This is a genomic window from Telluria sp. ZT3P26, from assembly GCF_059686035.1.
In genome coordinates this window covers 466403-485415 of the sequence record NZ_JCASII010000001.1, presented here as the reverse complement: position 1 = coordinate 485415, position 19013 = coordinate 466403, and the positions used below count along the sequence as shown (strand labels likewise).

At 66.1% G+C, this 19013-nt stretch carries 12 protein-coding genes; 10 read left to right on the top strand and 2 right to left on the bottom strand.

From position 1 onward, the window contains the following. Positions 1–59: 59 nt before the first annotated feature. The 9 genes from AC56LN_RS02200 to AC56LN_RS02160 are packed head-to-tail and all read left to right on the top strand — an operon-like array spanning position 60 to position 13216. The gene (locus AC56LN_RS02200) at positions 60–860 is read left to right on the top strand and encodes an ABC transporter permease (RefSeq protein WP_499569726.1); all 801 of its coding nucleotides are present in this window, start codon (positions 60–62) and stop codon (positions 858–860) included. Beyond that, on the top strand, positions 860–2083 hold the full coding sequence (locus AC56LN_RS02195) for an ABC transporter ATP-binding protein (RefSeq protein ID WP_499569725.1): 1224 nt from the start codon (positions 860–862) through the stop codon (positions 2081–2083). The genes AC56LN_RS02200 and AC56LN_RS02195 overlap by 1 nt, the downstream gene beginning before the upstream one ends. Then, positions 2080–3411 carry an FkbM family methyltransferase gene (locus AC56LN_RS02190; protein ID WP_499569723.1) on the top strand — a complete coding sequence of 444 codons (1332 nt, stop codon included), beginning with the start codon at positions 2080–2082 and terminating at the stop codon, positions 3409–3411. The genes AC56LN_RS02195 and AC56LN_RS02190 overlap by 4 nt, the downstream gene beginning before the upstream one ends. A 3-nt stretch (positions 3412–3414) precedes the next feature. After that, complete coding sequence (locus tag AC56LN_RS02185) at positions 3415–6330, top strand: glycosyltransferase (protein ID WP_499569722.1); 2916 nt, start codon at positions 3415–3417, stop codon at positions 6328–6330. Then, on the top strand, positions 6323–7759 hold the full coding sequence (locus tag AC56LN_RS02180; protein ID WP_499569720.1) for a UbiA family prenyltransferase: 1437 nt from the start codon (positions 6323–6325) through the stop codon (positions 7757–7759). The genes AC56LN_RS02185 and AC56LN_RS02180 overlap by 8 nt, the downstream gene beginning before the upstream one ends. A 6-nt stretch (positions 7760–7765) precedes the next feature. Further along, complete coding sequence (locus tag AC56LN_RS02175; protein WP_499569719.1) at positions 7766–9709, top strand: glycosyltransferase family protein; 1944 nt, start codon at positions 7766–7768, stop codon at positions 9707–9709. An 8-nt stretch (positions 9710–9717) separates the two neighbouring features. Beyond that, positions 9718–10740, top strand: a complete 1023-nt coding sequence (locus AC56LN_RS02170) for a glycosyltransferase family 2 protein (protein ID WP_499569718.1) — start codon at positions 9718–9720, stop codon at positions 10738–10740. A gap of 5 nt (positions 10741–10745) precedes the next feature. Further along, positions 10746–11135, top strand: a complete 390-nt coding sequence (locus AC56LN_RS02165; RefSeq protein ID WP_499569717.1) for a GtrA family protein — start codon at positions 10746–10748, stop codon at positions 11133–11135. Then, the gene (locus tag AC56LN_RS02160) at positions 11132–13216 is read left to right on the top strand and encodes a DUF7024 domain-containing protein (protein ID WP_499569716.1); all 2085 of its coding nucleotides are present in this window, start codon (positions 11132–11134) and stop codon (positions 13214–13216) included. The genes AC56LN_RS02165 and AC56LN_RS02160 overlap by 4 nt, the downstream gene beginning before the upstream one ends. A gap of 52 nt (positions 13217–13268) precedes the next feature. Here AC56LN_RS02160 and AC56LN_RS02155 read toward each other — a convergent pair whose 3' ends face one another. Continuing rightward, on the bottom strand, positions 13269–15287 hold the full coding sequence (locus AC56LN_RS02155) for an acyltransferase family protein (RefSeq protein ID WP_499569715.1): 2019 nt from the start codon (positions 15285–15287) through the stop codon (positions 13269–13271). 216 nt (positions 15288–15503) lie between these two features. Here AC56LN_RS02155 and AC56LN_RS02150 point away from each other — a divergent pair, with 216 nt between their 5' ends. Next, positions 15504–17204 (top strand): response regulator, encoded by a 1701-nt coding sequence (locus tag AC56LN_RS02150; protein ID WP_499569714.1) that lies wholly within the window; start codon positions 15504–15506, stop codon positions 17202–17204. A 129-nt stretch (positions 17205–17333) separates the two neighbouring features. Here the strand turns inward: AC56LN_RS02150 and AC56LN_RS02145 are convergent, their stop codons facing one another. Then, positions 17334–18914, bottom strand: a complete 1581-nt coding sequence (locus AC56LN_RS02145; protein WP_499569713.1) for a DEAD/DEAH box helicase — start codon at positions 18912–18914, stop codon at positions 17334–17336. Between the last annotated feature and the right edge of the window lie 99 nt (positions 18915–19013).

The window sequence follows — 19013 nt, the reverse complement described above, 5'->3', positions numbered from 1 at the left end:
ACTATGAAAATCTCCCTGCCGCCTACCTGCCTGGCGCGCTCCGACGCGACCTCCACACGATGATTTCCCCACTGATGCTGCGCGGCCTGTGGGCGTACCGTGGTTTCGTGCTGGGCAGCGTCAAACGCGAATTCCAGTCGAAATACACCAATGCCATGCTCGGCGCCGTCTGGTCGGTGCTCAGCCCGCTGGCCATGATCCTGGTCTACACGGTGATCTTCTCCGAGGTGATGCGCGCCAAGCTGCCCGGCAGCGATTCGAGCGCCGCCTATTCGATCTACCTGTGCGCCGGCATCCTGACCTGGGGCCTGTTCGCCGAGATCGTCGCGCGCGGCCAGGGCATGTTCCTGGAACAGGCCAACCTGCTCAAGAAGATCAGTTTCCCCCGCATCTGCCTGCCGGTGATCGTGGTCCTGAATTCGCTGGTCAATTTCGGCATCATCTTCGGTTTGTTCACGGTTTTCCTGATCGTCTCAGGCAATTTCCCCGGCGTCGTGTACCTGGCCATCGTGCCGCTGCTGGTGCTGCAGGTCCTGCTGGCGATCGGCCTGGCGATGGTCACGGGCGTGCTGAACGTGTTCTTCCGCGACGTCGGCCAGTTCGTCACGATCGCGATGCAGTTCTGGTTCTGGCTCACGCCGATCGTCTACCCGGCCTCGATCCTGCCGCCCAATATCCGTCCGCTGCTCGACTACAACCCGATGGCGCCGATCATCCAGTCCTACCAGGCGATCCTGGTCGAAGGCACGCTGCCGCAGTGGGACCGCCTGCTGCTGCCGGCCGTGCTGGCACTGCTGCTGTGCGTGCTGGGCATGCACCTGTTCCGCAAGCGCTCCGGCGAAATGGTGGATGAACTCTGATGGGCGCGATTACTGTCTCCGGCCTGGGCAAGGCCTACAAAAAATACCCGACCCGCTGGTCGCGCCTGGCCGAATGGATGTTGCCGTTCGCACGCCAGCGCCACAGTCTCAAATGGGTACTGCGCGACATCAGCTTCCAGGTTTCGCCCGGCGAAGCCGTGGGCCTGATCGGCATCAACGGCGCCGGCAAGAGCACGCTGCTCAAGCTGATCACCGGCACCACCCAGCCCACCACCGGCAACGTCTGGATGCAGGGCAGCGTGGCCGCCCTGCTCGAACTGGGCATGGGCTTCCACCCTGATTTCACCGGGCGCCAGAACGCCTACATGGCCGGCCAGCTGCTGGGCATGACGGTCGATGAACTCAATTCGCTGATGCCGCAGATCGAAGCCTTTGCCGACATCGGCGACTACATGGACCAGCCGGTGCGCGTGTATTCGAGTGGCATGCAGATGCGGGTTGCGTTCTCGGTCGCCACCGCGCGCCGGCCCGACATCCTGATCGTCGACGAAGCACTGTCGGTGGGCGACGCCTACTTCCAGCACAAGAGTTTCGACCGCATCCGCCAGTTCCGCAAGGAAGGCACGACATTGCTGCTGGTCTCGCACGACAAGCAGGCGATCCAGTCGGTGTGCGACCGCGCCATCCTGCTCGACGGCGGGCGCCTGGCCAAGGAAGGCCGGCCCGAAGAGATCATGGATTACTACAATGCCCTGATCGCCGAACGTGAAAACGGCACCGTGCGCCTGGCCGAGACGGATGACGGCAAGGTGCAGACCGTGTCGGGCACCGGCGAGGCGGTCGTGGCCGACATCGCGCTGCTCGACGAGGCCGGCGCGCGCGTCGAAGTGGTCGACGTGGGCAGCGCAGTGACGCTCGAGGTGCGGGTCAGGGTCAATGCGCCGATCCCGCGCATGGTGCTGGGCTACATGATCAAGGACCGCCTGGGCCAGCCGATGTTCGGCACCAATACGCATTTGAAGCAGCTGCCGCTGGACGACGTGGCGGCCGGCGAAGAGGTCGTGTACCGCTTCGCATTCCCGATGAATCTGGGTCCGGGCACGTATTCGGTCGCCACCGCGATCGTCAGTACCGACACCCATCTCGTCAACAATTATGAATGGCGCGACCTGGCACTGGTGTTCACCGTGATGAACATGCGCCGTCCCCATTTCGAAGGTTCGGCCTGGCTCGACCCGGTCATCGACATCCAACGCACATGACTTTCGTTTCCTATTCCCAGAACGCCGAGGACGTGCTGTTGTGGCGCGCCCTGGGCCACGTTGCCAACGGCTTCTACATCGACGTCGGCGCCAACGATCCGGTCGAGCATTCGGTCACCAAGGCATTCTACGAACGCGGCTGGCGCGGCATCAGCATCGAGCCGCTGCCCGCATTCCACCACGAGTTCGAGCTCCAGCGCCCGCGCGACATCAACCTCGCGATTGCGGCCGGGGCCACGGATGGCGAACTGACCCTGTACGACGTGCCCGACGTGCGCGGCTGGGCTTCGCCCGACCAGGCGGTGGCCGAGATGCACCGCGCCGACGGCCACAGCATCGCCGAACTGACCGTGCCGGTGCGCACGCTGGCCTCGGTCTGTGCCGAGCATGTGCAGGGCGAGATCCACTTTCTGAAGATCGACGTCGAAGGCTTCGAGGGCGCAGTCCTGGAAGGCATGGACTTCGCGCGCTGGCGCCCGTGGGTGCTGGTGATCGAGGCCACGCTGCCGGGCAGCCGCGAGACCAATCACGCGAGCTGGGAACACATGGTCAGCACGCAGGGCTATCGTTTCGTCTGGTTCGATGGCCTGAACCGCTGGTACGTCGCTGACGAACATCCCGAACTGATGGCGCACTTCGGCATCGGCCCGAACGTGTTCGACGACTACATCTCGCACCACCTCGACAAGGCCTGGGACCAGGTCAAGTCGCTCGACACGCGCCTGAAGGACCTCGACGCGGCCGCCAGCGACGCTGCGCGCCAGGCCGAGGCGCGCCTGGTCGAGATCGACACCGCGCTGCGCGCCGCGCACGCGACCAGTGCGCACGAAGCAGCGCGTGCCGAACGCGCCGAGACCCAGCGCGTGCGGCTGGAAGAAGAAAAGCAGCACGCCGACGAACAGATCGTCCAGCTGCGCGAGCAGCTGGCGCACCTGCACGAAACGGCGCGCCAGATGGGCGACTGGGCACGCGGCCTGGACGAGCGCCTCAAGGCGACCATGGCCAGCACCTCGTGGCGCGTCACCCGGCCGCTGCGCCAGCTCGGTTCGGTCATGCATGCGCTGCGCCGTCCGCACCTGATGCGCAAGCTCGTCAACCGCATCACCGCCAACGAACGCATACGGCGCGCGATCATCCCGGTGCTGCGCCGCCATCCGGCGCTGGGCGAGCGCGTCTCGGCCTCGATCGCCACCATCAAGCTCGATCCGCCGCAACAAGCGCCGGCCGGCATCGAGGTACCCGAAGAACTCAAGGGCTTGCCGCTCTCGGCCCGCGCGGTCCTGGCCGACCTGCAGCGCGCCCGCGGCAACCAGCAGGCAGATAGCTAACCCATGCGCATCGTCATCGATTTCCTGAACGGCCCGGTGTCGCCGGCCACCCTGGCGCTCACGCGCGACCTCGCGCACCTGGCTGCCGGCCACGACGTCTGGCTGGCCGTGCCGGCAAGCGAACCCGGCGCGAACGACCACCTGCGCCTGGCCTTCGACGGCGTGGTGCCACGCGCCCGCCTGCGCCCGTTTGCGCTGCTGCCCGATGCCGGCCTGCGCCCACTGCTGCGCAGCCATGCGCTGGGCAGCCTGATGCCCGACGTCGTGCTGGTCACGGCCGGTGCTGCCCCCGCCACCATCGCGGGCGATGTCCCGGTGGTCACGATGGCAGGCGAGGATGCCGCGCTGCTGCTGGACAAGCTGCAGGCCGCAGCCGCAGCCGGCCGCACCGATGTCGCCCCGCCGGCCACGCGCCCGCGCCTGGCCTACATCTCGCCGCTGCCGCCACAAAAATCCGGCATCGCCGACTACAGCGCCGAACTGGTGCCCGAACTGGCCGCCTGGTATGACATCGACCTGATCGTCGACCAGGACCCGGTGCAGGACGCGCGCCTGGCCGCGTTCCCGCAACGCAGCGTGGCGTGGTTCCGCGCCCATGCGCACGAGTTCCAGCGCGTGCTGTACCACTTCGGCAATTCGCCGGTGCACAGCCACATGTTCGAGTTGCTGCGCGAGGTGCCAGGCATCGTCGTGCTGCACGACTTCTACCTGTCGAACGTGCTCGATTATCTCGAGCACGACCGCGTGCTGCCGCAAGGCTTCCTGCGCGCGCTGTACGAGTCGCACGGTTACACGGGCCTGATCGGGCACCGTCAGGCCGGGCGCAATCGCGCAGTCTGGAAGTACCCGGCCAACCGCGGCGTGCTCAATCACGCGACCGGCATCATCGTGCACTCGGCGTTTCCGCAGCAGCTCGCGGCCGACTGGTACGGCCCCGGTGCCGCCAGCGACTGGCGCAGCGTGCCGCTGTTGCGCGGCAAGCCGGACGGCGCCACCACGCCGGCCGCGCGCGCCGCTGCCCGCGCGCGCCTCGGCCTGCGCGAGACCGACTACGTCGTCTGCACGTTCGGCATGCTGGGCCAGACCAAGCTCAACGACGAACTGCTCGATGCCTTCCTTGCGTCGCCGCTGGCGGCCGATCCCCATTGCCGCCTGGTGTTCGTGGGCCAGAACGATGCGGGGCGCTACGGTGCCGACCTGCAGAAGAAGATCCGTGCCAGCGCCGCCGCCTCGCGCATCACGATCACGGGCTTCACCGACGCCGCCACGTATGCCGACTATGCGGTCGGCTGCGACACCGCCGTGCAGCTGCGCGGCGCTTCGCGCGGCGAGACGTCGGCATCGGTGCTCGACACCATGCTGTATGGCGCCGCCACGATCGTCAACGCGCACGGCTCGACCGCCTCGATCCCGGACGACCTGGTACTGATGCTGCCGGACGCCTTCACGGTGGCCGAACTGGCGGGCGCGCTGGGCCGCCTGTATGGCGATCCGGTCCTGCGCACATCACTGGGCGCACGCGCGCTGGCGTATGTCGAGCGCGATCACGCCCCAGCCCACGCCGGCCGTGTCTGCATGGAAGCGATCGAACACTTCGCACAGCGCGGCGCCCATGCCGGTTACCGCGCGCTGATCGGCGCTGCCGCCGCGCAGTGCCCGCCGGCGCAGTTGCCGGCGCTGGCCGAGGCGATCGCCTTCAACCGTCCCTTGCTGCCGACGCGCCAGTTGCTGGTGGATGTATCGGCCCTGGTGCAGTCCGACCTCAAGACCGGCATCCAGCGCGTGGTGCGCAGTATCCTGCTGTCGCTCGTGGCCACGCCGCCAGCGGGCTTCCGCGTCGAGCCGGTGTTCACCACGGGCGGCAACCGCCCCTACCATTACGCGCACCGCTTCGGCATGGGCATGGTGGGAGAAACCGCGCTGGTCCTGGAAGATTCACCGGTCGACTTCCAGCCGGGCGACGTCTTCTTCGGCCTCGATCTGTTCCTGAGCGGCGTGGCGCAGAACGAGCAGCTGCTGCTGTCGATGCGCGACCGCGGTGTCGAGATTTACTTCTGCATGTACGACCTGCTGCCGATGCTGCGGCCCGAAGTGTTCCCGTTCGGGACCGACCAGGGCTTCGGCGACTTCCTGCGCACCGTGCACAAGGTGTCCGATGGCGTGCTGTGCATTTCGCGCGCCGTCGCCGACGAGCTGGCCACCTGGTTCGAGCAGCAGGGGCTGCAGCGCGAATTGCCGCTGCAGCTGGGCTGGTTCCACCTGGGCGCCGACATCAATGCCAGCGCCCCGAGCGTCGGCCTGCCGCCGGATGCACCGGTGGTACTGAACGCGCTGGCGCAGCGCCCGAGCTTCCTGGTCGTTGGCACGGTCGAGCCGCGCAAGGGCCATGCCCAGACGCTGGCCGCATTCGAACTGCTGTGGGAACGCGGCATCGATGTCAACCTGGTCGTCGTCGGCAAACAGGGCTGGATGGTCGAGACCGTGGCCGAGCGCATGAAAAACCACCCCGAACTGGGCAAGCGCCTGTTCTGGCTGGCCGGCATCTCGGACGAAATGCTGCTCAAACTCTATACCGGCGCGGCCGCCCTGCTCGCGCCATCCGAAGGCGAGGGTTTCGGCCTCCCACTGATCGAGGCGGCCCAGCACGGTATTCCGATCATTGCGCGCAGCCTGCCGGTATTCCGCGAAGTGGCCGGCACGCATGCCCATTATTTCGATGGCCGCGAACCGGCCGACATGGCCGCTGCGATCGAGGCCTGGCTCGCGCTGCACCGCACCGGCCAGGCACCGGCCTCGACCGGCATGCCGTGGCTGACCTGGGACCAGAGCGCGCTCCAGGCCGTGGGTAACCTGATCCGCCACCGCTGGTACCGTACCCTGCCGGGCAACGCACCAATGCCGGGAGCGCACGATGCGTGAACAACCGCCCTCGACCAACGGGGCGCCGCGTCCGCTGGTCATCGACCTGGACGGTACCCTGATCCATTCCGACATGTTGTGGGAATCGATCGTCCTGTTCTTGAAGAAAAATTTCCTGCGCATCTGGCAATTGCCGTTCTGGCTGTTTCTGGGCAAAGCCGGCTTCAAGGAGCGGCTCGCCAATGAGGTCGAGCTGGATCCCGCCGCCCTGCCCTACGACAAGACCGTGCTGGACCTGATCGCGCGCGCGCGCGCCGAAGGCCGGATGGTGGTGCTGGCCACCGGTACGCAGCGCCGTTTCGCCGAGCAGATCGCGGCCCATCTCGGGCTGTTCGACCAGGTGCTGGGCACCGAGAACGGCGTGAACCTGACCTCGCACAACAAGGCGCGCCAGCTGTGCGCGCTGTTTGGCGAGCGTGGCTACGACTACGTCGGCAACTCGCGCGCCGACCTGGCGGTGTGGCTGACCTGCGAGAACGCGGTGTCGGTCACGCGCAAACCGTTCCGCCTGTCAGATGGTCGCGACACGACCCATTCGGGCAGCGTGCGCGGCGGTGCGGCAGGCGCCCTGCTCAAGGCCATGCGCCCGCGCCAGTGGCTCAAGAACATGCTGGTGTTCGTGCCGATGCTGGCCGGCCACCAGCTCGACCTGTGGACACTGCAGGCCTCGCTCGTGGCGTTCCTCGCCTTCTCGCTGTGCGCCTCGAGCGCGTACCTGCTCAACGACGCGCTCGACGCCCAGGATGACCGCGTGCATCCGACCAAGCACAAGCGCCCGATCGCGTCCGGCGCCCTGCCGCTGCCGCTGGCGCTGGCCGCCAGTCCCCTGCTGGCACTGGCTGCGCTCGGTCTCTGCCTCTGGTACAGCCCCCTGCTGCTGATGGTCGTCATGCTGTATTTCGCCAGCACCGTGGCGTATTCCATCTACCTCAAGCGCCTGCTGATGGTCGACATCGTCACGCTGGCCATCCTGTACAGCCTGCGCGTGCTGGGCGGCAGCGCCGCGACCGAAATCGCGCCGTCGTTCTGGCTGCTGTCGTTCTCGTTCTTCATCTTCCTGAGCCTGGCCCTGCTCAAGCGCCATAGCGAGCTGTTCAACCTGCACCGGGACGGCAAGGAAAAGACGCGCGGCCGCGGCTATACCACCGCCGACAAGACGCCGATCGGGATCATGGGCGTGAACACGGCCTTCGTGTCGGTGCTCGTGTTCATGCTGTACTTCAATTCCGCGAACGTTCTCGACCAGTACCGCACGCCCGCATGGCTGGCCGGCATCCTGCCGCTGCTCGTGTTCTGGCTTGGCCGGCTGTGGGTGCTGGCCTTCCGCGGCCAGGTCAATGAAGACCCGGTGCTGTATGTCAGCAAGGACAAGGTCAGCCTGATCGTGATCGTGCTGTGCCTGCTGCTTGCAACGCTCGCCTCCCTTTAATTTGTCATGATCAAGACCGACGCGTTGTCCGCCACCGCCTGGCGCTTTCCCCTGCTGCTGGCCCTGCTGATGCTGATGCTGGTGGCACTCAGGCCAACGGCGTTCCGTGGCGACAGCGTGGAATACACGGTCGGCACCGTGGCCATCGCCACCCACGGCACGCCGGACATCCGTCTCGATGACATCGCCCGCACGCGCGCCTTGCTGGGGGATGCCTACCGCGCGCCGTTCGACGAACTTGAGCGTGGCATGCGCGCCGGCGACGCCAACCTGTACGCCGCATTCACGCGTGGCAAGCACGGCGACGTCTATCCGGTCCACTTCTTTGGCTACTCGCTGCTGGCAGCCGTGCCGTACAAGGTGCTCGACCTGACTGGCGCGCCACCGTTCCAGGCGTTCGTGGCGGTCAACCTGGCCGCCCTGTTCGTGCTGGGACTGGCGCTGCGCCACTTCTTCAGGTCGGAAGCGCGGGCCTGGGCCGGCCTGGCGCTCTTCATGCTGTGCGGCGGCATGCTGTACTGGCGCTGGTCGAGCCCCGAATGCGTCAGCGCCGCCCTGTTGCTGGCCGGCCTGCTGTACTTCACCGCCAATGCGCCGTTGCGCGGGGCCATGCTGGCCGGGCTGGCCAGCTGGCAGAATCCCACCATCCTGTTCTTCTTCGGGTTCGCACCGCTGCTCAAGCTGTGCATGGACTGGCAGCGCGGCGCCGGGCTGGCCGCCAACCTGCGCCTGCTCGCCACCCGGCGCAACATCGCCGCCCTGGCCGCTGGCGTGGCCGTGTTCAGCGTGCCGGTACTGTTCAATTTTTATCAGTACGGCGTGCCGAACATCATCGCGCGCAAATTCTCGGACCCGACACTGGTGGGCGCCGAGCGCCTGCTCTCGTTCTTCTTCGACCTGAACCAGGGCATGGCGATCGGCCTGCCGGGGCTGCTGCTCGCCGTGCTGGTCTGGAGCGCCGTCATGCGCGCCGGCGCGCGCCGCCAGGCACTGATGGTGGCTGCCTGCGCGCTGCTGTTCACGCTGGCCCTGGCCGTGCCGGCGCTGGCCGTGCTGAACTGGAACTCGGACGCGGCGGGCATGATGCGCTACGCATTCTGGGCCTCGATGCCACTGCTGTTCGTGCTGCTGTTCATGCTGCGCGGCCGCGCCTTGCCGGTGACACTGGTCATCGGTGTGGCGCTGGTGCAGGCACTGGCCATGGACCACGCCGCCAGTTACCAGTACACGACCTTCAGCCCGCTGGCGCGCCTGGTGCTGGCCCATGCGCCCGGCCTCTACCATCCGGAGCCGGAAATCTTCGGCGAGCGCAGTGCCCATCATGACAACTACATCCGCCCCGACCAGGTCTACACCTGGCGCGTCGATGGCCAGCCGGTCAAGACGCTGGTGAACGTGGCCAATCCGGGGCTGGACGCTGCCGTCTGCGGCGCCGGCGCCACGCTCGCGCCCGACAACCACTTCACGGACAGCACGCGCGGCTGGCGCTACGTCGACGCGCCGGTGCGCTGCATGGCCGGCACGCTGGTCCAGCGCAGCTTCCAGCACGATGCGTTCATCGATCGCAGGCAGGTCGAACTGGGCGCCGGCTGGAGCACGCCCGAGGCCAACGGCCCGGGCTGGAACGGTGTCTGGTCGGATGGCGCGCGCTCGCGCGTCGTGCTGCACCTGGACACGCTCGCACCACAACAGATTTTGATCAGCGGCGCCTACCTCGAGGCGCAGGGCCGCACCCGCCTGACCGCCAACGGTGTCGACCTGGGCTGGCACCAGTTCGACCGCGAGGGTGCACTCGTGCTGCCACCGGCAGCGGTTGCTGCCGGCACTGACACGCTGACGCTCGAATTCGACCATGAACAGCCGCGCTCGCCAAGCGCATCCGACCCGCGCCAGCTCGCTTTCTTCCTGCGTGAAATCAGCGTGCGCGCCCAGCCTGCAACCCAACCATGAACCACCCAATGACTTCCACCCTGGATGCCGCTGCCAGCAGCCAAGCCGGGCCCACCCGGCCCGCTGCGACGATCGCCGTCGTGATCCCCAGCTACCGCGTCACGCGACATATCCTGGGTGTCATCGCGGGCATCGGCCCCGAGGTCGCCCGCGTGTACGTCGTCGATGACAAGTGCCCCGACGCCAGCGGCGCGTTCGTGCGCGCCAACTGCACCGACCCGCGCGTCACCGTGATCGAGCACGCAGAGAACCAGGGCGTGGGCGGCGCCGTGATGAGCGGCTACCGCGCCGCCATCCTCGATGGCGCCACCGTCATCGTCAAAGTCGATGGCGACGGCCAGATGGACGCCAGCCTGATTCCGGCATTCGTGGCGCCGATCCTGTCGGGCGAAGCCGACTACACCAAGGGCAACCGCTTCTTCAACCTGGAGCAGATCCGTTCGATGCCGCCGATGCGCCTGTTCGGCAATGCGATGCTGTCGCTGCTGACCAAGCTGTCGTCCGGCTACTGGGACCTGTTCGATCCGACCAACGGCTTTACCGCGATCCACGCCGACGCCGCGCGCTTCCTGCCGTTCGACAAGATCAGCCAGCGCTACTTCTTCGAAACCGACATGCTGTTTCGCCTGAACACACTGGGCGCCGTGGTGGTGGATGTGCCGATGGATGCCGTCTATGGCGACGAAGTGAGCAACCTGAAGATCTCGCGCATCGTCACCGAATTCGCTGCCAAGCACGTGCGCAATTTCTTCAAGCGCCTGTTCTACAACTACTACCTGCGCAATATGTCGCTGGCCTCGATCGAGTTGCCGCTGGGCGTGCTGCTGCTGACGTTCGGCACCGTGTTCGGGGTGGCGCACTGGATCGACGGCGCGCAGCACGACGTTGCCGCACCTGCCGGCACCGTGATGCTCGCTGCGCTGCCGGTCATCATGGGCGTACAGCTGATCCTGGCGTTCCTGGCCTACGACATTGCCGCGGTGCCGCGCCGGCCGTTGCACAAGAAAACGCGTTTTCGCGTCCAGCGATGAGGCACATGCTCTCCAGCCTCATCAACCTCGCCATCCGTTCACGCCAGTTCCTGCTGTTCCTGGTGGGGGGCGTGCTTGCGGCGTCGATCGACATCGGCGTCCTGCAACTGCTGCTCTACAACAACGTGCACCTGACCGCCGCGACGACGATCGGCTTCCTGTCGGGCCTGTTCGTGAACTACACCTGGCATAGCCGCGTGACCTTCGACACGGCGGCCTCGCCAACGCGCTTCGGCCGCTACCTGTGTGTCGTCGTCATCAACTATGCGTTCACGCTGGGCCTGGTGACGCTGGCCCAGGCGCTGGTGGATATGCCGCTGGCCGGCAAACTCGTCGCGCTGCCGATCACTGCCATCAACAGCTACCTTCTCGGCAAATACTGGATCTTCAAATGAGTTCCCCGTCCCCACTCCAACCCGCAGCGCCGGACCGCATGCGGGTCATTGCCGTGGCGCTGTTCACGGCAATCGCTGCCTACCTGGTGCTGCGCACCTGGGGCACGCAGCCACAGATCATGGCCGACGAATGGTATTACAGCCGCCTCTCGCGCCTGCAGGACCTGGGCGACTCGATCCTGCCGTCTTACCTGTACCTGTGGCTGGCGCGCGGCAGCAATGCCTGCGGGACCCGCTTCTATGACTGCATCCACCTGGCCAACGTGGCCTTCATGGTGGCCGCGGCGCCATTCCTGTACGCGATCGCGCGCCAGGTCGCGACGCGCGGCGTGGCACTCGGCATCGCGGTGGCCGCGACGCTCGCGCCACTGAACCTGTACACCACCTATTTCATGCCGGAGACCGCGTACTACTTCGGTTTCTGCGTGCTCAGCTGGGTCGCGCTGACGCGCAGCCACTGGCATCCGGTGCGCTGGAGCCTGGCGCTTGGCACGGTGCTCGGCCTGCTCTCGCTGGTGAAGGTCCACGCGCTGTTCCTGGTGCCGCCGCTGGTGCTGTTCATGTTCTACGCGCGCTGGGCCCTGAGCCACAGCGGGCGCTGGATGCTGCCGGCACTGGGCTCGATTGCGCTGACCCTGGGCACGGCCGCCGCGCTCAAGTTCGGCATCGGCTGGCTGCTGGCCGGCCCGAACGGCCTGCAACTGCTGGGCAGCTTCTACCAGTCCAACGCCAATTCCGCCGGCAACCGCACGCTGGCCAACACGCTTGGGCCGGCGCTGGTGAGTGCGTTCGGGCACCTGATGGTGCTGGCGATGCTGATTCCGCTGCCGCTGGCGGTGCTGCTGCATTCGCTGCTGCGCCGCCCGCTGCGCGCGTGCACCGGCAAGCCCGAGCTGCTGCAGGTCTGGGCACTGCTGGTGCTGGGCGCCACGGTCTGCGTGACGTTCCTGTTCACCGCCTCGCTGGTCAACCCGGGCGCGGCACCGGACGAAGGCTGGCGCCTGCACATGCGCTACTACAGCTTTGCACTGCCGCTGTTGTGGCTGATTGCCGGGGCCACGCTGCACCGGCGCGACGCGCCGGCGCGCCCGCTGCTGCGCTGGAGCATTGCGGCCGGCATCGCGATCGTGATGGTGCTGGCGCTGATCAACCTGCCGACCTACGCCTTCAATCCGGTCGACGGTCCCGACATCTTCGAGTTCAAGCCGGATGGCTGGGCAGGCCGCACCCTGATCGCCGTCGGCCTGGCCACGCTGCTGTTCTGGGCACTGAACAAGTCGCTGGCGCCACGCCTGTTCCTGTATGCCGGCCTGCCCATCGCGCTCATGGGCGGCCTGGTGTCGTCACACGACATCACGGCACGCTTCAATCACATCGAGACGGCTGCCGACCGCGCCGGGTACGCCGTGCTGGCCCATGTGCCGGCCGCCGAACGTGGCGCAGTGACGGTGGCTGGCGACGAGCCGGTCGAGATGATCCGTGCCCAGTTCCACATCGACCACAAGGATACCGAGCTGCTGATCGTGCCGAAGGATGCGCCGATCGCCGACGAGGAGCTGCCAGCGCACCAGAAGTGGCTGCTGGTCATGCGCAACCATCCGCTGTCGGCCACCTACAAACCCGTCGTCGCCACCGATGAATTCGCGCTGTACCGCTTGAGCGTGCCGCAAAGCCGCATCGGCCGCATCGATTTCAGCAAGCCCTACGATGGCTTCGTGACGGGGACGGAAGGGCTGTCGACGATCGAGCCGTTCGGCCGCTGGTCCGATGGCAAGCGTGTGGTGCTGCACCTGAACACGGTGCTGCCCCGCACAGTCCGGCTGATGATCCGCGCATCGAGCTATGGTGACAACGCCGGCCTGCCCTTCGTGCTGCGCATCGGCGAGGCCAGCGCGCCGTTCCGGGTGCCGAATCATCCAATGAAGAGCACCATCGTGACGCTCGAGACCGATGGCGCCCAGCGCAGCATCGTGATCGAGGTGCCGCATCCGGTGTCGCCGCAGGAAGCCGACGGTTCAAGCGATACCCGCAAGCTGGGCATCGCACTGGGCGAGATCGTGGTCGCCGAACCAACACCTTGAGTACGCAGGCGGCGCCGCCGGCAACGGCGCGCCGCCACCCGCCTTCACACCATCAATTCGTTGCCGAGCCCCTGGCCTTCTGCTCTTCGGCGAAGCGGGCGCCGACATACAGGTCGCCATCGTAGGTGAGGTGATTGTTGTCGCGGTACAGCAGCTTGTCGTCCAGCCTGGCTTTGCACACCTTGTCATCGCACAGGTATTTCGCGGGCTGGAACGTCGACACCGCAGGAAACTCCCTCAGTACCGAAGCGACGATCTCGTCATGCGCACGTACGGCCTGGTTGAAGTCGGCGGCAGCCATGGCACAGTCGCGATTGGTCGTCGAGCTGGCAACGCCGGCGCGCCGGATGCAGGCGCGCGGATCGAAGTTCAGCGTCGGCACATCGTAGAAGTACGTGACCTCCTTGCCGGCGTCCTGCAATGCCTTGAGCGTGGCACGGAATTTTTCCACCAGCGCCTTCCCTTCCGGGGTATCGACATTGTGTTTCAGGATCGTGGAGATGATGACTTTCTTGATGCTCGGCGTCGTCAGGGCCATTTCCAGCATCTGCGGCGTCGCCTCCTGGTAGGGATTGTTCAGGCCCGGATCGACCCCGAGGTACGGGATGCTGGTGCCCAGGTACAGCAGGTTTTCGCCGTGCTCGTTGTAGTACTTCGTGAGGCCGGCCACGACATGGTAGGCGTGGCTGTCGCCGATCAGCGCGATCGTCGGCGGGCGGTCGACCCGGGCCTGCAGGCAGTATTCGTAGAGCGTGTCGAATCCGTAGCGCTTCTTGCACGCTGCGGCATTGTCCCGATCCTCGACCAGAATCAGCGCTTTCTGGAAATTCGCCGTCTCGACGATCCGTGCCCGCGCCGGCAGTCCGTCATTCTTGTACACCCAGCCACCGACGGCGCCCGTCGCCACCACGCCGAGCGCCAGCGCGATTGCCACTGCCGGATGGCGCGCGCCGCGCCGCCGGATCGGCTGTTCGACCAGCACATACGTCAGCCACGCCAGCAGCGCCGCAGCGGCGACCGCCGCCATCCGGATCTCCCGTGACGGCACGCCCGACTCGACGATCTGCGCGAACGACAGCAGCGGCCAGTGCCACAGGTACAAGGGATAGCTGATCAGGCCGACCCAGACCAGCACACGGTTCGAGAGGATGATGCGATTGACCCAGGCCTTCGGCCCGGCGGCAATCAGGCAGCCGGCACCCAGCGTCGGCAGCAGTGCCCACCAGCCCGGAAACCCTTTGCCGCCGCGCACCAGGGCGCACGCCAGGACGATCAGGACCAGACCGGCGAACGACAGCGCATTGCGGCCACCCGGGCTGTTCGAATCGAACAGCGGCCGGGTTTGCATCCCGCTGCCGTCGGCGGCAGGCCGGCGCATGCCACCGAAAAACACCGAGACTTTCTGCAGCGACAGGCAGGCCAGCATGGCGCCAATCAGCAATTCCCAGGCGCGGCTGGCAATCGAATAGAACGTCGCGCTCGGGAAGTGACGGATCCCGCCGACATTGACCAGGAACGACAGCGCCAGCAGCGTCATCGTCAGCCAGAACAGATTGGTGCGAAAGCGAAACGCCAGGGCCAGCAGGATCGGCCAGAAAATATAGAACTGCTCTTCGATACCGAGCGACCAGAGGTGCAGCAGCGGCTTGGTTTCGGCAGCGGTGTCGAAATAGCCGACCTCGAACCACAGGAACACATTCGACAGGAAGGTCGAGCCGCCGACAATGTGCTTGCCCAGCATCTTGAATTCATCCGGGAACAACGCGATCCAGCCAAAGGCCAGCGTTGCGCTCATCACCAGGATCAGGGCCGGGAAGATGCGCCGCGCGCGGCGCGCATAGAACTGCGCGTAGGTGAATTTTTTGGTTTCGAACTCGGTGATCAGGATCCTGGAAATCAGATAACCGGAAATCACGAAGAAGATGTCCACGCCAATGAAGCCGCCAGGGATCAGAGTCGGAAATGCATGGAACAGGACGACGATGGCCACTGCAATGCCCCGTATGCCGTCAATGTCTGCGCGATATGGCAAATGTTGAGCGGCGACGATTGCATGACGATCATGGTGCATGGGAACTCCGAGGGAAAATACAGGCCAAGAAAATAGCTTTAAGGCAAGATTATCGCATGAGGGGTTTGTTACCGAAAGGTATTTCCCCGCATAGGGTCCAAGGTGTGCGTTTTTGTGCGCTCACGAACGGAATCCCCCGCTGTTGTACCGTTATATTTATTGCCATACTCCGAGATGCGTCTTCAGCATCCCGGCCTCCCACGCTCAAGGAAACGCATGGTACTCGGACCACCCAAGGACGACACGCTCAAGAAAGACCTCGATGTGCAAGGAGGCGGCCAGAGCCGCGGCGTACCGGCCGCCGGCCAGGTCGAGGGCAATGCCGTCAACCCGATGGGCCCGACTGAAGACAATCCGGGCGTCAACCACTGGCAGGCCAGCTATATCGAGCACGGCGGCCTGGACGAACGCGGCAACATCTTCTTTGCCGCCGTGGAAATGACGCGCATGCCGATGCTGATCACCGACCCGCGCCAGCCCGACAATCCGATCGTGTTTTCCAATGGCGCGTTCGAAGACCTGACCGGCTACAAGCAGGAAGACATCCTGGGACGCAACTGCCGCTTCCTGCAGGGGCCCGACACCGACCGCAACACCGTGGCCGAGCTGCGCCAGGCCGTCACTGAAGCGCGCGCGGTGGCGGTCGACCTGCTGAACTACAAGGCCGATGGCACGCCCTTCTGGAACGCGCTGTTCTTCGGCCCCATCTTCGACCAGCAGGGGCAGTTACTGTTTTTCTTCGCCTCGCAGATGGACATCACCGAGCGCCGCACGACGCAGGAATCCCACCTGCAGGCGCAGAAGATGGAAGCGATCGGCCAGCTCTCGGCCGGCATGGCGCACGATTTCAATAACCTGCTGCAGGTCATCAACGGCAACCTGGACGTGGCGCTGCTGGGCACCGAGCGCCAGCACAAGGCGCTCGAGCCGATCCGGCGCGCCCAGCGCGCGACGATGCAGGCGGCCAAGCTCACCCAGCAACTGCTGACCTTTGCACGCAAGCAGCGGCTCGAGCCCAAGCGCCTGAGCCTGAACAGCCTGGTGGTCGAGTTCTCCGACATGCTGGTGCGCACGCTGGGCGACAAGATCGACCTGCAGCTCGACCTCAAGCCCGGCCTGCCGGCCTGCACGATCGACCCGACCTACCTCGAGATGGCGCTGCTCAATGTGGTGCTCAATGCACGCGATGCGATGCCGGGCGGTGGCGCGGTGAAGGTGGGCACGACGGTGCTGTCCGAAGAGCGGCGCCGCAAGCTGGGCCTGCGCGCCGGCGATTACGTCTGCATCTGCGTGCACGACCAGGGCGAAGGCATGACGCCCGACGTGCGGCGGCGCGCGACCGAGCCGTTCTTCACCACCAAGGGCCCGGGCACGGGTCTGGGCCTGGCGATGGTGCATGGTTTCGTGCAGCAGTCGCACGGGCGCCTGGACATCGACAGCGAACCGGGACACGGCACGCAGGTGCGCATGATCTTCCGGGTGGCCGATCAGGTCGAGGATCAAACGGGCGCCGGCGCAACGGCGAAGGGTCCGGGCGCCGATGGCAAGCAGCGCTGCCGCATCCTGGTGGTCGAAGACAATGTCGATGTGCGCGAACTGGCCGAGGCGATGCTGCAGATGGCGGAGTACGACGTGGTGGCCGCACCCAGCGGCGAGCGCGCTCTCGAGATCCTGGATACCGATAACGGGTTCGACCTGCTGTTCACCGATGTGATCATGCCGGGCGGGATGAATGGCCTGGAACTGATCGAGCGCGTGCACGCCCGGCTGCCGGAGATGCCGGTGCTGGTCACGACCGGCTATATGGAACAGTTGCCGGGGTCCGACCTGCGCAGCGACGGTTTGAACGTGCTGGCCAAACCGTACCAGCACCAGGACTTGCTGGACCGGATCAAGGCGGCGTTGAAGCGGGATTGAACGCGTGGACGGGGGGACCCGTCCACCCTACGGCAGCGGTAGGGTGGACGGCTATGCCGTCCACGCGTTCAGATTCATGTGATGTTCGTTGCACGCGTGGACGGGAAACCCGTCCACGCGAACCAATGGTTACTTCGGCCCGCCGCCGAGCAGGAACGCCAGTTTCTGCTTGCCCGCCTTGGCCGGCGTGTTGACCGGATCCGGGTCCTTGCGCGGGCTGCTGGCTGGCTCGTAGGGCTTGAGGAACCACGGGTCGACGCGCTCGCGGCGCGAACCCGGGCCGGCACCGGTGCGCGGCGTGCGTGGTACGCCACGACCGGCTTCGGCGTCACGGCGCGGGCCGCGTTCTGCATCGCGTGGCGCGGCCGCGTCGCGGCTGCCGTCGCGCACGAATTCACGGCTGGCGTCGCGTGGTGGGCGGCCAGCGTCACGGCCCGATTCGCGGCCCGATTCGCGGCTGCCAGCGGCATCGCGCCCGCGGCTGGCCGGCGCGATGAAGCCGTCGAGCGTGCCGCGCGTGATCGTCTGCTTGATCAGCTTTTCGATGTCGAGCAGCAGGCGCTCGTCTTTTTCGGAATACACCGACAGCGCGTCGCCCGAGGCGCCCGCGCGGCCCGTGCGGCCAATCCGGTGCACGTAGTCTTCGGCGTTGTACGGCAGGTCGTAGTTGATCACGGCCGGCAGGTCGGTGATGTCCAGGCCGCGCGCGGCGACGTCGGTTGCCACCAGCACTTCGACGCCACCTTCCTTGAACGCATCCAGGGCCGCCATGCGCTCCTGCTGCGTCTTGTCGCCGTGGATCGCCGACGCCTTGATGCCGCGCTTTTCAAGGTGCGTCGACAGGCGCGAGGCGCCGATCTTGGTGTTCGAGAAAATGATCACCTGCTTGAGGTTGCGCGAGCGGATCAGGTGTTCGACGACGTCGCTCTTCTGGCCTTCTTCGACTTTGTAGACGATCTGCGTGACCTTGTCGGCGGTGGCATTGCTGCGCGCGACTTCGATGGTCAGCGGGTTGTTCAGGAAGGTGTTGGCCAGCTTCTTGATCTCGGGCGAGAACGTGGCCGAGAACATCAGGTTCTGGCGCTGCTTCGGCAACAGGTTGATGATGCGCTGAAGGTCGGGCAGGAAGCCCATGTCGAGCATGCGGTCGGCTTCGTCCATCACCAGCATCTGCACCTGGCCGAGGCTGACGTTCTTCTGCTCGATGTGGTCCAGCAGGCGGCCCGGCGTGGCGATGACGATCTCGACGCCGCGGCGCAGCAGCTCGGTCTGCGGCTTCATGTCCATGCCGCCGAAGACGACGGTGGCGCGCAGCGGCGTGTGCTTGGCGTAGGCCTTGACGTTTTCGGCCACCTGCACCGCCAGTTCGCGGGTCGGCACGAGGATCAGCGCGCGCACCGGGTGGCGCGCCGGCGACATGCTCGGGTTGGCGTGCTGCATCAGCAGCTGGATGATCGGCAGCGAGAAGCCGGCCGTCTTGCCGGTACCGGTCTGGGCGGCGCCCATGACGTCGCGGCCCTGCAGGATGACAGGAATCGCCTCGGCCTGGATCGGCGTCGGGTGCACATAGCCCTGGTCCGTCAGTGCGCGCAGGATTTCCGGCGCCAGGCCGAAATCGGCAAAGCGCACGACCGGGACGGCGTCGGCGGCAACCAGCACATCCACGTCTGGCGTAACAGCGACTTCGGTATTGTTCGGGGTATCAGACATAGTTTTTTCGGGAAATCGTTCGTTCAGCTCTACGATCGGGCAGGTTGACCCATCGCGATCGGCACTACGCGGCGAGAGGGGACAACGGAAACCGGACGC

Excerpts from the sequence above, each read along its gene's own strand:
- AC56LN_RS02200 (WP_499569726.1), top strand. The coding sequence starts at position 60 with ATGATTTCCCCACTGATGCTGCGCGGCCTGTGGGCGTACCGTGGTTTC.
- AC56LN_RS02195 (WP_499569725.1), top strand. The coding sequence starts at position 860 with ATGGGCGCGATTACTGTCTCCGGCCTGGGCAAGGCCTACAAAAAATAC.
- AC56LN_RS02190 (WP_499569723.1), top strand. The coding sequence starts at position 2,080 with ATGACTTTCGTTTCCTATTCCCAGAACGCCGAGGACGTGCTGTTGTGG.
- AC56LN_RS02185 (WP_499569722.1), top strand. The coding sequence starts at position 3,415 with ATGCGCATCGTCATCGATTTCCTGAACGGCCCGGTGTCGCCGGCCACC.
- AC56LN_RS02180 (WP_499569720.1), top strand. The coding sequence starts at position 6,323 with ATGCGTGAACAACCGCCCTCGACCAACGGGGCGCCGCGTCCGCTGGTC.
- AC56LN_RS02175 (WP_499569719.1), top strand. The coding sequence starts at position 7,766 with ATGATCAAGACCGACGCGTTGTCCGCCACCGCCTGGCGCTTTCCCCTG.
- AC56LN_RS02170 (WP_499569718.1), top strand. The coding sequence starts at position 9,718 with ATGACTTCCACCCTGGATGCCGCTGCCAGCAGCCAAGCCGGGCCCACC.
- AC56LN_RS02165 (WP_499569717.1), top strand. The coding sequence starts at position 10,746 with ATGCTCTCCAGCCTCATCAACCTCGCCATCCGTTCACGCCAGTTCCTG.
- AC56LN_RS02160 (WP_499569716.1), top strand. The coding sequence starts at position 11,132 with ATGAGTTCCCCGTCCCCACTCCAACCCGCAGCGCCGGACCGCATGCGG.
- AC56LN_RS02155 (WP_499569715.1), bottom strand. The coding sequence starts at position 15,287 with ATGCACCATGATCGTCATGCAATCGTCGCCGCTCAACATTTGCCATAT.
- AC56LN_RS02150 (WP_499569714.1), top strand. The coding sequence starts at position 15,504 with ATGGTACTCGGACCACCCAAGGACGACACGCTCAAGAAAGACCTCGAT.
- AC56LN_RS02145 (WP_499569713.1), bottom strand. The coding sequence starts at position 18,914 with ATGTCTGATACCCCGAACAATACCGAAGTCGCTGTTACGCCAGACGTG.